The organism is Candidatus Bathyarchaeota archaeon (genome assembly GCA_026014685.1).
Taxonomy (GTDB): Archaea; Thermoproteota; Bathyarchaeia; order Bathyarchaeales; family Bathycorpusculaceae; genus Bathycorpusculum.
The window spans coordinates 124,062-138,657 of the sequence record JAOZHW010000015.1 but is presented as its reverse complement, the minus strand read 5'-3'; the positions used below and the strand labels follow the sequence as shown (position 1 = coordinate 138,657).

General features: G+C 46.7%; 15 protein-coding genes. 11 read left to right on the top strand and 4 right to left on the bottom strand.

Features of this window, described 5'->3' with window-relative positions; translation table 11 throughout:
* The first annotated feature begins 84 nt into the window (after positions 1-84).
* Complete coding sequence (locus NWE96_10510; GenBank protein MCW3984407.1) at positions 85-507, top strand: 50S ribosomal protein L15; 423 nt, start codon at positions 85-87, stop codon at positions 505-507.
* Between the two features lie 8 nt (positions 508-515).
* Positions 516-1,937, top strand: a complete 1,422-nt coding sequence (gene secY / locus NWE96_10505) for a preprotein translocase subunit SecY (GenBank protein ID MCW3984406.1) — start codon at positions 516-518, stop codon at positions 1,935-1,937.
* 223 nt (positions 1,938-2,160) lie between these two features.
* Here secY and NWE96_10500 read toward each other — a convergent pair whose 3' ends face one another.
* Positions 2,161-3,090, bottom strand: coding sequence for a hypothetical protein (locus NWE96_10500; GenBank protein MCW3984405.1), 930 nt, complete (start codon positions 3,088-3,090; stop codon positions 2,161-2,163).
* 299 nt (positions 3,091-3,389) lie between these two features.
* Here NWE96_10500 and NWE96_10495 point away from each other — a divergent pair, with 299 nt between their 5' ends.
* Entirely contained in the window at positions 3,390-5,924 is a 2,535-nt protein-coding gene (locus NWE96_10495; GenBank protein ID MCW3984404.1) for a hypothetical protein, read from the top strand.
* A 22-nt stretch (positions 5,925-5,946) separates the two neighbouring features.
* On the opposite strand, the gene NWE96_10490 is transcribed toward NWE96_10495, so the two are convergent.
* Together NWE96_10490 and NWE96_10485 are read right to left on the bottom strand one after the other, a co-directional pair.
* Positions 5,947-6,285, bottom strand: a complete 339-nt coding sequence (locus NWE96_10490; GenBank protein MCW3984403.1) for a hypothetical protein — start codon at positions 6,283-6,285, stop codon at positions 5,947-5,949.
* A gap of 178 nt (positions 6,286-6,463) precedes the next feature.
* Positions 6,464-7,087 (bottom strand): hypothetical protein, encoded by a 624-nt coding sequence (locus NWE96_10485; GenBank protein ID MCW3984402.1) that lies wholly within the window; start codon positions 7,085-7,087, stop codon positions 6,464-6,466.
* 255 nt (positions 7,088-7,342) lie between these two features.
* Here NWE96_10485 and NWE96_10480 point away from each other — a divergent pair, with 255 nt between their 5' ends.
* Genes NWE96_10480 through NWE96_10445 form a run of 8 tightly spaced genes read left to right on the top strand, consistent with a single transcriptional unit; the run spans position 7,343 to position 13,240 of the window.
* Positions 7,343-7,618: a hypothetical protein gene (locus NWE96_10480; protein MCW3984401.1), complete on the top strand. Its 276-nt coding sequence runs from the start codon at positions 7,343-7,345 to the stop codon at positions 7,616-7,618.
* Entirely contained in the window at positions 7,611-8,120 is a 510-nt protein-coding gene (locus NWE96_10475; protein MCW3984400.1) for a type II toxin-antitoxin system VapC family toxin, read from the top strand. The genes NWE96_10480 and NWE96_10475 overlap by 8 nt, the downstream gene beginning before the upstream one ends.
* Before the next feature lie 35 nt (positions 8,121-8,155).
* The gene (gene ligD, locus NWE96_10470; GenBank protein MCW3984399.1) at positions 8,156-9,034 is read left to right on the top strand and encodes a non-homologous end-joining DNA ligase; all 879 of its coding nucleotides are present in this window, start codon (positions 8,156-8,158) and stop codon (positions 9,032-9,034) included.
* Positions 9,035-9,037: 3 nt separating this feature from the next.
* Positions 9,038-9,865, top strand: a complete 828-nt coding sequence (locus NWE96_10465) for a Ku protein (protein MCW3984398.1) — start codon at positions 9,038-9,040, stop codon at positions 9,863-9,865.
* Positions 9,862-11,328 (top strand): non-homologous end-joining DNA ligase, encoded by a 1,467-nt coding sequence (ligD, locus tag NWE96_10460; GenBank protein MCW3984397.1) that lies wholly within the window; start codon positions 9,862-9,864, stop codon positions 11,326-11,328. Before NWE96_10465 ends, ligD (NWE96_10460) begins: the two co-directional genes overlap by 4 nt.
* A complete protein-coding gene (locus tag NWE96_10455) occupies positions 11,321-12,112 on the top strand; it encodes a DUF72 domain-containing protein (protein MCW3984396.1) in 792 nt (263 codons plus the stop codon). The genes ligD (NWE96_10460) and NWE96_10455 overlap by 8 nt, the downstream gene beginning before the upstream one ends.
* Positions 12,113-12,135: 23 nt before the next feature.
* On the top strand, positions 12,136-12,621 hold the full coding sequence (locus NWE96_10450; protein ID MCW3984395.1) for an HD domain-containing protein: 486 nt from the start codon (positions 12,136-12,138) through the stop codon (positions 12,619-12,621).
* 4 nt (positions 12,622-12,625) lie between these two features.
* Positions 12,626-13,240, top strand: a complete 615-nt coding sequence (locus NWE96_10445) for an MBL fold metallo-hydrolase (protein MCW3984394.1) — start codon at positions 12,626-12,628, stop codon at positions 13,238-13,240.
* On the opposite strand, the gene NWE96_10440 is transcribed toward NWE96_10445, so the two are convergent.
* Positions 13,224-14,132: a matrixin family metalloprotease gene (locus NWE96_10440; protein MCW3984393.1), complete on the bottom strand. Its 909-nt coding sequence runs from the start codon at positions 14,130-14,132 to the stop codon at positions 13,224-13,226. The genes NWE96_10445 and NWE96_10440 overlap by 17 nt on opposite strands.
* Between the last annotated feature and the right edge of the window lie 464 nt (positions 14,133-14,596).

Genomic DNA, 14,596 nt, shown 5'->3' with positions numbered 1-14,596 from the left:
AAACGCACACGAAATACAAGAACGGCGTGCTAGAAATCAAACTTAAAAAAGCTGAATCAACAGCATTAGGAAAAGCAGATCACCATGCCCCATAAACTAAGAAAAATACGGAAATTCAGAGGCTCAAGAACTCAAGGTTACGGAAGAATAGGACAACACCGCGATTCAGGTAGCAAAGGCAACCGTAAAGTCGGTCGCCACAAACACCTGTGGAGCAAAGTCGTAACAAGCCAACCAGACTACTTTGGAAAACACGGCTTCACCTCTCCACAAAGCAAACACAGAGTAGAAAAAACCATCAACCTACACAAACTAGACCAACTCGCAACCGGCAGCAGCATCAACCTCACCGAACTCGGCTACACCAAACTCCTCGGCACAGGCAAAATCACCAAAGCCCTAACCGTCCAAGTTAAAGCAGCCTCAAAATCCGCCCAGCAAAAAATTGAAGCAGCAGGCGGAAAACTTGAACTCCCAGAAGCAGAAGTAGAAGCCTCCGAGGAGTAAGCAGCTGAATGGCCGGAAGATTTCTCAGCCTCTTCAAACCAATAGGCAGAGTTTTACCTGAAATCAAAAAGCCTGGACGCAAAGTCAGCTTTAACGAAAAAATCTTCTGGACCGCCCTTGTCCTAGTAATCTTCCTTGTAATGACCGAAATCCCACTCTACGGCGTCAGTTCAGCGCAACAAGACCGTTTCGGTTCCTTACGTGTTATCTTTGCCTCAAACCAAGGCACCCTCATGGAGCTCGGTATCGGCCCCATCGTCACCGCAGGTTTAATTCTGCAGTTACTCGCAGGTTCAGGCATAATAAAATGCGATCTATCTAACCCTGAAGACCGAGGACTCTTCACCTCCGCCAGCAAAGTCTTCAGCATCGTCTTAACAGGCGTCCAAGCAGGCGCATACATCTTAAGCGGCATGTACGGCGCAATCGGTGTCCCTGTAATGCTGGCGATTTTCTTCCAGTTGATAGCCGCAGGCATAATCGTTATGTTAATGGATGAACTTGTCCAGAAGGGCTGGGGCTTAGGTAGCGGTATCAGCCTCTTCATCATGGCAGGTGTAGCTCAAAACATAGTCTGGAGCATGTTCTCGCCGCCCACCGGCTTGTTCTTTGGTTCACTGCAGCAGTTGCTCGGTGGCGCAATGACGGCTACTGAATGGGTCTTTGGTACCACAAGCGGCGTTTACCCCTCACTAGTCGGTTTCATTGCAACCATCTCTGTATTCCTAATAGTCATCTACTTGCAGGGTGTCAGAATCGAGTTACCCATGAGCTACGCAGGCTACAAGGGCTTCCGCAGCAGATACCCAATTAAACTCCTCTACGTCAGCAACCTCCCAGTCATCTTCGCCAGTGCATTGTTCGCTAACGTCTACTTCTTTACGCAGCTACTGTGGAGCCAAATGGGTCAACCTGCGCCTGGCACTAACCTGTTCTTCCAAATCATAGGCGACTACAACGTAACCGTAAGCGACGGCTCCACCAACGTTTATCCCGTTGGCGGGTTAGCTTACTTGGTCACTTCACCTCACAACATTCAAGGCGTCGCCGCTGACCCACTCCGCGCAGCAGCATACTTAGGCATACTCGTCGGTTTCTGTGCCGTCTTCTCGCTTATCTGGCTGGAAGTCGGCGGCTTAGGACCAAGCAAAGTTGCCAAACAACTCATGAGCAGCGGCATGCAGATCCCCGGTTACCGACGCAGCGAACGCCCAATCGAGCAGATCCTTAAACGCTACATCCCAGTCGTCACCGTCTTAGGCGGTATAATCGTCGGTTTAGTGGCTGGAATAAGCGACTTCCTCGGCGCGTTCGGTACAGGCACAGGTATCTTGCTCAGCGTCGGCATCATCTACCAGTACTACGAGCTGCTTATGCGTGAACGCGCTGCAGAAATGTTCCCAGCGTTCAGAAGAATACTGGGCGAATAAACCTAACCCTTAACTGGGTTCTCTTCTTTCCATTTTTAGAATCATTAAACGTCCACTAGACGCAGTTTGCATCGTTGGTTTAACTGAGATTTTTTCTATAGCTCTTTATTTGAAGTCGCATACGAAAACGTATCCGTAAGCTTCAGAATAACGCAACCTCTCACGGTGAACTCCATTTTATAAAAGAAAAATAGCGATGTTTTGCCTTTTCTGCGAGTTAAATTTAGGTTATTGCTGCGTTTCTTTCAACCAGACCGTTTACTGCGTTCACAAGCAATTTACACGCGTTGCGCCTTGCTTCGATTGTTGTGTCCGTTTTAATTCTCTCCAGTTCACCGCTTAATCGCCCAATCTCCTCCAAAATCGCCTTTTTTTTACTTTCATATTCCACCCGAAGCTTATCTTGCTCAGAATTAAGGGTCTGCATCGCCGAGTCTAGCTCATCTTTGGCGGATTTTAGGTTCTGTTTTGCTTGAGGAAGCCTCCCGGGGGTTTTGAGGAGGATTTTTCTTTTAATGCTGTCTTCTTGGCTTTGGATCTCTTTTTCTAAATCGCGAATTCTATTCGTTAATGGTTCAACTTCTACGTTTCTTTTAGCGTTCAACTCGGTTGATTTTTGTTGGTACTCTTTTTCTGTCTCCTGAAGTAGTTGATTTTTTTCAACTAATTTTTTGTTCAGTGCTTCTATGTTTGATTCTTCAACTTTTTTCTGTGATAGTAAACTTTCAATTTCCCGGAGCGTTTTAGCCTGTTCTTTGATGAACTGGTCATCTATAACTGGGTAGTTAGCCATAAAAATTGCAATCGTTTCCCTTGTATCAGCCATCCATTTATCAAAATTCTGCTTGTACGGTGAACCTGAAAAAACTTGGTTGCCCAACTGGTTTAGCCTTTCACAGGTTTTTTCGACAAACCCGCTAAGAGTTGACACTTTTTCTTCGGGTGGCGGCTGAGTTGTCGTCTGAGATGAATCTTCTGCCATCAGCAACTTTAACGAATTAATCTCTTCTCGTAAACTGGATATCTCGCTTGACAGCGCTGAAGCTTTTGCTTCAGCCATTTTCCTTAATTCTTCAACTTCTGCCTGAAGCTGCAGTTTCTGCTTCTCCAACTCCTGTAACCTGTTGACGGTCTCCTTAAGGCTCCCGCTCATTGCGCCTACTCCAATCCTTAAATATTTTATCGATTTTGGGCACTTAAGAGTTTTGTAAAACAAGGGTTCAATTCGCACCAGAATTAGCGATTCAACCTTCAATTGAAACCTGCGGTTGAATCATAGTATCCATCTGTTTTTTCTTTGAAACGATGTTTTGGTTGCTTGGAAATAGGTTTAAAAATGATCATTTTGACTCTATGGGGTGGAGTAAGGAGAAGGGCGATTCGAGTGCAAACAAGCAAGGAGAGATGATGCTCCTTTGTCTCTGTCGCCCCTTTGAGGTAGAAAAAGGGTAAATGAAAAAAACCAGATTGCTGACCTTTATTCTAATATCAGCCATCGTATTGCAATTACTAGTGTACACTGATCTAGCCGCCGTAAACGCAAGACCATCCCATTCATTCCCCCACATTGACCACCTAACTATTACTCCAAAAACCAGCAGTGTAATGGCGGGTCAGTGGCAAACTTTCTCGCTAACTGCTTATGACAAATGCGGCAACAGCTGGGACTTGTCAGATTGCCCATACGTAATTTGGAGTATCAATAGTGGTGAAGGAACCTATGTTTGGAACAGTAATTCTGTAAAAGTATTCAAGGTTGGCACTTGGACTGTAACTGCGTCTTATGGTTGCAAATCTGACTCAGCTTCCTTGACGGTCACCCCAACAACTAATCAATCTGATGTTGTTAGCCTATCAATTAGCCCAGCATCATCAACCATTTCTGCTGGTTCAAGCCAATCCTACATTGCCACCGCCACGGACTCATACGACAACACATGGGATGTAACTGATAAAATTTCAGCTTGGAGCATCACTCTGGATGCGGGCGGATACTGGAATGGCGCAACTTACACCTCAGAGAAGGCTGGCGTGTGGACTGTTACTGCCACCTATCAAGACAAAACGGCGACTGCCACATTGAACGTAACTCCAGCAACCAGCCCAGAGTTTCTTGCTTACATCACTGCTTCAGTTAATCCAGCATCAATTGCTGCTCCTGGCACCGCAACTGGCACAGCAACCGCCTTTGACTCTTTAGGCAACAGATGGGACATCAGCACTATAGCTGACTGGAGTATTCTCGGTGGCGGAGACGGCGGTTCATGGGCACAAAACGTTTACACTTCAAGAGTAGCAGGCGTCTATACTGTGCAGGCTTCATACGGGGGTAAAACTGCTACTGCCGCCTTAACTGTCACATATGCAACAGACTTGACCTATTTAGATCACATCATCATTTCGCCGAAAGAATCAACCGTTAACGCTGGCGTTTCCCAATCGTACACCGCAACTGCATATGACACATTCGGTAACAGTTGGAGCGTCTCAGCAGTTTACAGCTGTGTCAACTCAAATGTAGCCATATCTGGAAACACCGTCTACTCAAATGCTTCAGGCACCTACACAATAATAGGCGCTTACGGTGGAAGATCAGATACAGCAACCTTGGTTGTGGTTGGGCACTTGCCTGCAACTTCTCTCGCGGTGGCTCCCAAAACAACTTCAATTGCGGCAGGTTCATCGGTCAGCTTTACTGCTACTGCTTCAGATGGCTACAACACTTGGGATGCAACAAGCTCAGTAACTTGGACCATTGATTCCGCTGCAGGGGGTTCTTGGAATCAAAGCCTCGGCCAGTACACATCTGAGAAAGCAGGCCATTGGACAATCAAAGCCACACTGGATTCGCTGTCAGATACTGCAACCCTGACTGTCACAGCCAACCCCGCACTGCTTGCGTATATAACTATCAATCCCAAAACGATTGCCGTCACCGCTGGGCTTTCACAAAGCTACACCGTAACCGCTTTTGACCAATTAGGTAATAGTTTGGGTGATGTTACGGAATCAACGAGTTTTGCTGTACCGGGTGCTTCTGTGACTGGAAACTCTGTCACTGCAAACAACGTTGGGGACTATATCGTTACGGCAACTTACAAGGGGCTAACTGACACTGCAAACCTAACTGTAAATGGCTACACAGTCAGGTTCACCGCGAATGGTTTGCCGTCAGGGACAACTTGGAGCATACGATTCGGAGGACAACTTTATTTTTCTTCAACTAACACGATAACTATTAGCAATGTCTCTGCACGAACTTATTCATGGAGCACTCAAGCCTACATTAATGCTGGACAAACAAGATACTTAACCGCCCAAACAGCAGGGTCCATGTCTATCCCAAATGAATTCAGCCAGAAAATCGATTACTCAAAGCAGTTCTTGGTCACATATTCTGCATCTGGAAACGCAACCTCAATTCCTCTTCCATCGGCGGAGTGGGTTGATTTAGGCAAGCAAGCTTTGGGCATATTCATAGATCAGGTGACCAACGAAGTTCAGGATACTCGCTACAGTTTCGTTGGCGATGACCGCCCCCAAACCATAACTCACCCCACTCTGATAACTGGGAGTTATGTGACGCAGTATAAAGTGACTTTTCAGCAAGATGGTGTGTTGTCGGATGCTCAAGGAACAATCCTAACCGTCGCAGACACCCCTATCGGCTATTCTAAGTTGCCTCATACCCTGTGGGTTGAGAATGGCACGCAACTTGCTTTCAATTTTGAACCCTTAATATCGAACCTGCTAGCGGATAAGGTATACACTTTGATGGATGTAAACGCCACTTCACCGATAGTAATTGATGAACCCACCTTAATAGAGGCCAGTTATGGTGCTCAAGAGACCACAAGTCTATCCATTCTGTTGGTTTTCGTAGTGGTTTCTTTTGTCATTGCTTTGTCAGTGATTCTACTTTTGGCGTATCGCGGGCAACGAATGAAGAAAGAGCAAGCCCTAGATGCAAGTGTCAGCAAAATGTAGCAGGCTGTAAAACTAAAAAGGTTTACACGTCATTCTTTGGATCCAAAATTTTAGGGCTTGCGTTTTTATCTGTTTTGTTGAGCTTGCTAAGCTTAGACAACCCCAATCTCTGCTCAATTTGGTCCATTGAATACACGGCATTTAGGCAGTAAACGACGCGATCCCATTTTCCTAGCCGCGCCGCTTTAACCAGCGTCTTTGCGTCCCGTGCTCCGATTTTTTTGGATTCCCGCAACTCCGCTAACAAGAGCAGTAGCTTTGGATAGGGATTATCTATGTGTTGAATGAGTGAAGCTCGGTATTTTAGTCCTTGAGCCGAGTATTGAGAATGGAAAAACGCAGCTAACCCTTGCTTATTCATCTTTTTTCTCCTTCATTCTCAAATCTGCTCTGCCGTGTTCATTTAGCGTTAGCCCTGTTGGTGCTCAATTAAGTGCTTCTTTGTTTATAATTTGTTTGCTACCCACCAAAAGGCAGCAGGGGGGTAAATCAACTGTAAAATTAGAATTTAAAAAACCGTAATCTAAAAAAAATTTGGATTAACTGCTTAAGGGTTCTTCCAATAAGCGTACAGTTCCGTTTTTGCCCAACCGCAACTGCCTCTCACCCTTAAACATCGCAACATGCGCATTCTTCACTTCGACCGAGTCGCCTACATGTACCGTGTTTACTTGTTGGTCCCAGAGGCAGAGCAGAATCTTGCCTGTTTCATCCTCGATTACAGCGTTTGAGACTACTGCGTTGTCGCGGAATTGGGTGTGCACTTTTGAGGGTTCGGCAACTTGGACCACTTGGGCGAGGACGTTGATTTTTTTCATGCCGACTCGCAGGTCCTCGATTTTGAGGTGCGTTGGTGCGGGGTTTTGTTTTGCTATTTCTTTACGTACCCGACCAGTTTCCATGGAACTGTCAAAGGAGACGTCGGTTCTTCTGAGGGTTTGGTCTGGGACGCGGAATTGGGCTACGACTTTGCCTTCTTTGGTTATTAGGAAAATGGCTTGGTTGTTTACGTTGCCTCGGTATTCGACGGTTAAGTCTCCGACGGTTTTTTTGCCTTCGTCTTTGGATCGGACTAGGGCGTCGAAGAGTTCGGTTGGGTAGACTTCATGCTGCGCTGAGATAAACGCAAGTTGGTCTTCAAGTGTGGGCTTCTTTGGCTTCATTTTTTGAATATCTCCCCCATTTTTTAGCGAATTACCTCGAAAAGATTACTTGGTAAGTGAAAAGTTACCTTTTATCTTGATTAATTCAGCATTTTTAATTATGTGATGCTGCCTATATAGGGTTAACTGTAAAAAAGAGCGATTTTTGATGAAAAACAGTGCATTTGTACATTGTATCTTGTTTTCTGGGTTTTTTATGTTCGTGTTTTAACCAACTTTATATGCTGGTTTACCAGTAAACCAGTGTGGTTGTCTTTGACTAAAGTAACAGTATATTTAGATGACGAAGTTTGGGGCAACTTCAAAACACAAGTCTTCAAAAAACACGGCAGCCTCCGAAAACTAAGCTACGAAGTAGAACGCATACTCCGTAACGAAACTGTTGACGACGAAATCGCATCCACCTTCAAAAAACTCGGAATACCCAAAAAAGAGACTTCATCAAAAGAAATCAGAGAAAAACGTCCCACGCTCAAAGGTCCTCCATCAGAAGAAATCATCAGCGCAATGAGGCATAAACGGGTTGCTTAAACTCTACCTCGATACAAGTGCAATTCTAAAACGATACCTAACCGAACCTGGAACCGAAGCAGCTGATTTAATATATGAAAAAGCAGAAGCAGGTGAACTGACGATAGTTTTTTCGTTGTGGAACCTCGGCGAAGTGTTAGGTGTCCTTGATGAAAAACTCCGAAGAGGCTGGCTAACCAAAGATCAATATGACGAAACATTAGCACATTTCGCCAACGAACTGTTAAAGCTCATACGTCTAAAAACACTTGAAATCGTTCCTATTCAAACTCCGATGTTGCTGGATACATGGAAGCTACTGCTGACCCACCACATCTACGAGGCTGACGCGCTCCAAATAGCCAGTTCTCAGTATAGCCAAGCTGATGCTCTATTGACAGGGGATGAAAAACTTGTCCAAGCAAGTGCCCATGCAGGAATAGAAACCATTAACCTAACTAAAAACCAAAATGAATTAGAGGCACGCCTAAAACAAACGCACAAAGCGAAAAAGCGGGATTAATCATTCATGCGGGTAATTTTTGAAAGGTAATAGCTATGGAAGACCTTGACGAGTTAAAACAGTTAACGAAGGTAGAGCTAAAAAACTTGGACAAGGTCTTCTACCCCGAAGCTAAAGTCACTAAAGCCATGGTCATCGAGTACTACATTCGCATGGCACCCAAAATTCTCCCCGTCATCGCCAACCGCCCCCTCGTCTTAACCCGCTACCCCGACGGTATAAACGGAGAAAGCAGCTTCTACGAAAAAAACGCGCCCGAAGGCACCCCCCGCTGGGTCCAACTCTACCCCATCTACTCATCGACTTCGAAACGGGATGTCCGCTACATCGTCTGCAACGACCTTGACACCCTAATTTGGCTGGCGAACATGGCGGCGCTGGAAATCCACATGCCCTTCTCCACCACCACAGACATAGACAAGCCTGACTTGCTCTTCTTCGACTTGGACCCTGAACCACCCGCCACCCTCAGCGACGCCGCCGAAGTCGCCCTGCAACTAAAAGACAAACTTAACGGTATGGGTCTATCGGCTTTCGTTAAAACCTCGGGCAAAAAAGGGCTGCATGTCGTTATCCCTATTGAGCCGCGTTACAGTTTTGAGCAGGCACGGGCATTTGTGCATAAAATCGGCGTCGAACTCGCCAAAGAAAACAGCTTGGTAGTCTCTGAATTCAAGGACACCAAGAAACCTGGCAAAGTTTTTGCGGATTATCTGCAGAATTCGCCTATGCGCACCATGGTTATCCCCTACAGTCTCCGCCCCACACCCAACGCTTCAGCCTCAACCCCCTTGGAGTGGAGTGAAGTTAAGAAAGGGCTAAATCCAGCGGACTACACCATCTTTAGTGTCCCCCAACGCAGGGCGGATCCGTGGAGAGACCTTTTTCAAAAGAGACATCAACTGGAGATTTAAGGTATGACTGAGCAAGAAAACCTCGAGGCGACCCAAACTGAGAAATCCAGCGCCGCCGCGCCCAGCCGCTCAATATGGTCAGGCTCAATAACCATTGGACTGGTCAATGTTCCCGTAAAATTGTACTCGATGATTTACGATAAAGGCGTAGCTTTCCATTTTCTACATAAAAAGGATGGACACCCACTTAAGTACGTGAAAATGTGCACCAAAGATGACCAAATCGTGCCTTGGAATGAGGTTGTCCGCGGTTACGAAGTCGCCAAAAACGAATACATAACCTTCGAAAAAGCAGAGCTTGATGCTGTGCGGCCTGAATCTGGCAAACGCATCCGCATAAGCAAATTCGTCGATTACTTCTCCGTTGACCCCATCTACTTCGACCGCACCTACGCACTTTTGCCTGACAAAAGCAAAGACGCCTACAGCCTGTTGCTAAAAGCGCTTGAGAAAACCAATAAAGCAGGCGCTGCACGCATAACGCTGCGCACCAAAGAGTACCCTGCACTGTTGCACACTTACAAAGGGGCGTTGGTGCTGACGACTCTGCGCTACGCTTACGATGTGGTTGACCCACGGGATTTCGAAAAATTGGGAAAGCTGCCTGAACCAGAGAAATCTGAATTGGACTTGGCAGTAAAAATCGTCAAAGACCTCTCAGGCGACTTCGACATAGCCGAATTCGAAGACACCTACATGCAGCGCGTCCAGAAACTGGTGGAGCAGAAAATGAAAGGCGAAAAAATCACAGTTGAAAAAGCTCCCGAAGTCGAAGCCAAAAACCTCATGGTTGCCCTGCGTGAGACCCTAAAGCAGCTGGAAAAGAAATGACCCGCAGCCGCCTCTACCGCCCCATGCTTGCACTCGACACGCAGAAAGCCTTCACCGACGCTGAGTGGATTTTCGAAATTAAATGGGACGGTTTCCGCGCCATCGCCTATGTGGAGGAGCCGTTTAGTTTGCGGAGCCGCAACGGTAAAGAACTGAAGCAGAATTTCCCTGAACTGCAGCAATTGACAAGCTTGGGCAGAGACATCGTGGTGGACGGCGAAATCGTCGTGATGCAGCAGGGTGTACCTGACTTCCAAGCGCTTCTCAAACGTGGACAAGCAGTTTCGGCGGGTGAAATCCAGCGGCAAATGCAACGCGCACCAGCGGTCTACGTAGTTTTTGATATTCTAGAAAAGGGCGGTGAGCCGCTTTTGGACTTGCCCTTGATGGAGCGCAAAGCTATCCTCAAAGACGCGCTAAAAGAAGGCTCAAACGTGCTTCTCTGCGACTACATCGAAGAAAAAGGGGAAGCCTACTTTGGGCTGATTTTGGAGAAGGGGCTGGAGGGGGTTGTCGCGAAACGCAAGGACAGCCGATACGAGGAAGGTTTACGCACAGGTAGTTGGCTAAAGATAAAGAAGCTAAAAACCTGTGACTGCATCATCTTTGGTTACACCCGAGGTGAAAACGTGCGGCAGCAAACGTTTGGCGCTTTGCTGTTGGGGCTCTACGACAAGAGCAAGCAGCCTGTTTATGTGGGCAAAGTGGGCACAGGCTTCACCGAACAAACACTCCGCACCTTAATGGCTAAATTCCAGAAAATAACCACGGATGCTGCGCCTTTTGAGCCTGAAAAAGGCGACGTAGTCACTTGGCTGGAGCCCAAACTCGTCTGTGAAGTCGCCTATCAAGTTGTAACAAAGGATGGAAAACTAAGAATGGCACGTTTCAAAAGATTAAGAGAAGACAAACCACCCGAACAATGCACCCTCGACCAACTAACACCCACACAACCCACAACACAAACAGCAGAAACCCCCAAACCCCAACCACCCACAGAAGAAAAACTCTCCGAATACACATCAAAACGCAATTTCCAACAAACCCCCGAACCCAAAGGAACCAACAAAACCAAAGAACCCCAAATCTACGTCATCCAAGAACACCACGCGCGCCAACTTCACTGGGACCTCCGACTCGAAAAAGACGGCGTCTTGAAAAGTTGGGCGGTTCCTAAAGGCATCCCCCAAACCAGCAACGTACGTCACCTCGCTGTAGAAACCGAGGACCACCCTTACGAATACGCCAGTTTTGAGGGTGAAATCCCAAAGGGGCAATACGGGGCGGGGACAGTGAAAATCTGGGACAAAGGCCACTTTGACGTAAAGCTTTGGGAGAAAGACAAAATCGAAGTCAACCTGCACGGTCAGCGTCTTGAAGGCCGCTATGTTCTGGTTCGTCTCAAAACATCCGAGGACCAAAAGAATTGGTTGCTGCTGAAGGGAAAAGACAGCCATGCCTAAGCTGCATCTGGGCACGATTGGCTGGAGCTACAACTTTTGGAAGGGCAACTTTTACCCCGCCAAAACAGCCTCCAAAGACTACCTCTCCTACTACGCTAACCAATTCAACACGGTAGAAGTTGACAGCACATTCTACCGCATCCCAACCCAGCAAACAATCCAAAACTGGGCAGCCCAGACCCCCGAGGATTTCCTGTTTGCACTCAAATTTCCCCAGCTTATAACCCATATCAAAATGCTCAAAAACTGCCAACCCGAAACAGAAACCTTCCTAAACCGCGTTGCATTTTTAGAGCAAAAAATTGGCCCGCTCCTTCTTCAATTCCCGCCAACATTCACTGCACAGCACTTCGCCGATTTAGCCGATTATATTCAAAAACTGCCCAAAAATCATCGCTACGTAGTTGAAGTCAGAAACAAAAGCTGGTTAACCCCCGAATTTTACAGTTTGCTACGTGAGAACGGAGTCGCTTTGGCATGGGCAGACAACGCCATCATGGCTGAGGTCAGAGAAGTGACTGGCGCTTTTCTGTATATACGCTGGGAAGGCACTCGACAAACCGTTAACGGCACATTGGGCAAACTCGAGATCGACAAAACTGCTGACTTAACCCTGTGGGCTGAAAAACTCAAGCCATTTTTAAGCAAAACAGAGGTTTTTGGCTACTTCGCAAAATACTACTCAGGCTTCCCGCCAAAAGACATATCAACACTTTCTGCACTGATCGATACGCAACCTAAAGCTGGCGATGAAGCGAAACAGCTTTTATCCAGTTACTTCTAAAAATCAACTAAGACAGTGAAAATATGGATATCAACAAACTTTGGCAGCTAGCAACACCTATCTTGGAGAACAACGACTTCGGAGTATCACATACACAACGGGTTTTTGAGATCGCAAAACAAAACTTCCCAGTAAAACCCGAACTCCAAGACTTAACCTACGCCTCCATCATCCTCCACGACATCGGCGGCTGCACAATCAAAGACCAATACGAAAAAGGCCCCCAAATCGCCACCCAACTCCTAAAACAACTAAACTGCCCAGACACATTCATCAAACAAGTCTGCCAAATCATCGCCACCCACCACGACCACCCCGACAACCCCTCCGAACCCTTCCTCGCCCTCTACGACGCCGACAAACTCGTCATGCTCACCCCCCAAGAATACCCCTACTACAACGCCCGCGAAGGCTTCAACTGGAACAAAATCGTATCGCTGATTTATTCAAAAAAAGGGCAGGAACTGGCAAAAAGCTGGCTGACGCAGAGACAGAAAGAGCAGCGGTGACTTCATGTATTTTAGGCAAATCCAACTACACGGCGACAACTTCTCATACCTCATAGCTGATACAGAAACCAAAGAAACCGCAGTCGTTGACCCCAGCTATAACGCCTCTGAAATAATCAAAACCATAAAAACCCAAAACCTGAAACTAAAATACATAATCAACACCCATGGGCACTCAGACCACACCGCAGGCAACACCGAATTAAAAGCCCTCTTTGCCGCCCAAACAGTTGCCCATAAACAAACAAAACTGGACAGCGACCTAAAAGTCGAAGACGGCGACACCTTAACCGTCGGCAAAATCCCAATAAAAATCATCCATACCCCCGGCCACACCCCAGACAGCATCTGCCTGCTAATAGCCAACGAGAAACTCTTAACTGGTGACACACTTTTCGTTGGCGAATGCGGCAGAACCGACTTGCCAGGCGGAAATGCAAAAAATCTTTACGACAGCCTTTTTAACAAACTTTTAAAACTCGACGATTCAATCGAGGTATACCCTGGACACGACTACGGTCGAATGCCTTTCTCGACCATCGGCAAAGAAAGAAAAACCAACTACGTCCTAAAACCACGAACCCAAAGCGAATTCATCGAATTCATGAGTCAACCTTAACGGTCGGCTTCCTTTTTCTTGGAATAAGGACTAAAACAACAAAAAGCAAAATTAAACCAACCACGGGTAACCCGATTTCAGGATGCAACAAAAGCCCCCACATCAAAACCAAAAACTGAACCACAACATTATCAGCTAATGACTGCGGCGGAGAATTCTCTGGCGCCACCCACAAGTAACCATAATTTTGAGCCGACAAAGAAACCGAGTTCTGCTTGAACCAGCCGCTGATGGGCAAAAACCCCGACGGGTTAGGCATCCACCCGAAAACAGCCGCCACGCCATAGACGTTCAAAGTTGAAACTGCAACTGGCGAATCACCCAAACGGTACAGTGAATACATCAAATCGCCTGTATAGTTGCTGTGACCCAGCCCTAATCCATGTCCCACCTCATGTAACGCGATATTCTGCATATCTGTAGCGCTGAGGGCGACACCGTGATTGGTTTTAGCGGCAAGAGTTATGGTGCAGTTTATTATGGTGTTGTCGCCGCGGATAAAAGTCTGAGCCAACCCCACCTCATCAGACATATTGCTTATCGAGGATTCAACCCATGAAATGTAGAGGTCGTAGCCGGGTCGAATTTCACTGGAGACACGCGGGTTGATTTTTAGGTTCGCAAGGTAAGCGTAATCGGTGTAGTTGCCCGCGTACGCTTCGAGGGCGTTGTTCCATTGCCCGACCGCTCGAAGTGTGTCGTTGACGTAGGATGGGTTCCACCACGATTCATTCTCTGTAGTTACAACCAGCGCTGACAGCGTCGAGTGGTTCCAAACGTAGCCTTGAAGCTGCAGAGAATATGTATCCCCATCCTGCCCAACCGCAACATCACCGCTAAAGCAAGCAGCCAAACAAAGAATAAACGCTAACATAATCGCTGAAAACTTCATAAAATCCTACTTTAATAGAACGGGTTTGACTCGTTTTAAGGTTTCCTAAATTCCACCCCGAAAACTTTCTAATCAAAACCAAACTGAATCAACAGATCGAAAAAGCATAGGTTAGTGACAGAAGATCAACGTCTAAGGGTTTTGCTTTATATAAGGGAGGGGAGGTAGATGCTGAGACGTCGCGTGGTTTTCAATGTTGACTTTTGTTTTTGAACTTTAAGTTGAACTTTTAGTTCCATAAGTGGGGCATTAGAAAAAAACGCAATGGACCTCAACTTCAAACCGCTTCTCACTAAGCCAAACTGCAGGCGAAATCATCCACAACCCCCTCAACCGCTTAAGCCCACCGAAGCCAAAACGCAGTCGCCCACACAAACCGTTGGTTGTTGTGAATAGAGCTTTCAAGACCGCCTAGAAAAGACCAGATTAAGCGGATTTCCATAGTTATCGGTGTCTTGTCTATT

Bases quoted from the DNA above. Each gene is read 5' to 3' on its own strand.
- NWE96_10455 (MCW3984396.1), top strand. From the start codon at position 11,321: ATGCCTAAGCTGCATCTGGGCACGATTGGCTGGAGCTACAACTTTTGG.
- NWE96_10490 (MCW3984403.1), bottom strand. From the start codon at position 6,285: ATGAATAAGCAAGGGTTAGCTGCGTTTTTCCATTCTCAATACTCGGCT.
- ligD (MCW3984399.1), top strand. From the start codon at position 8,156: ATGGAAGACCTTGACGAGTTAAAACAGTTAACGAAGGTAGAGCTAAAA.
- NWE96_10500 (MCW3984405.1), bottom strand. From the start codon at position 3,090: ATGAGCGGGAGCCTTAAGGAGACCGTCAACAGGTTACAGGAGTTGGAG.
- NWE96_10440 (MCW3984393.1), bottom strand. From the start codon at position 14,132: ATGAAGTTTTCAGCGATTATGTTAGCGTTTATTCTTTGTTTGGCTGCT.
- NWE96_10510 (MCW3984407.1), top strand. From the start codon at position 85: ATGCCCCATAAACTAAGAAAAATACGGAAATTCAGAGGCTCAAGAACT.
- NWE96_10450 (MCW3984395.1), top strand. From the start codon at position 12,136: ATGGATATCAACAAACTTTGGCAGCTAGCAACACCTATCTTGGAGAAC.
- NWE96_10485 (MCW3984402.1), bottom strand. From the start codon at position 7,087: ATGAAGCCAAAGAAGCCCACACTTGAAGACCAACTTGCGTTTATCTCA.
- NWE96_10495 (MCW3984404.1), top strand. From the start codon at position 3,390: ATGAAAAAAACCAGATTGCTGACCTTTATTCTAATATCAGCCATCGTA.
- secY (MCW3984406.1), top strand. From the start codon at position 516: ATGGCCGGAAGATTTCTCAGCCTCTTCAAACCAATAGGCAGAGTTTTA.
- NWE96_10465 (MCW3984398.1), top strand. From the start codon at position 9,038: ATGACTGAGCAAGAAAACCTCGAGGCGACCCAAACTGAGAAATCCAGC.
- ligD (MCW3984397.1), top strand. From the start codon at position 9,862: ATGACCCGCAGCCGCCTCTACCGCCCCATGCTTGCACTCGACACGCAG.
- NWE96_10445 (MCW3984394.1), top strand. From the start codon at position 12,626: ATGTATTTTAGGCAAATCCAACTACACGGCGACAACTTCTCATACCTC.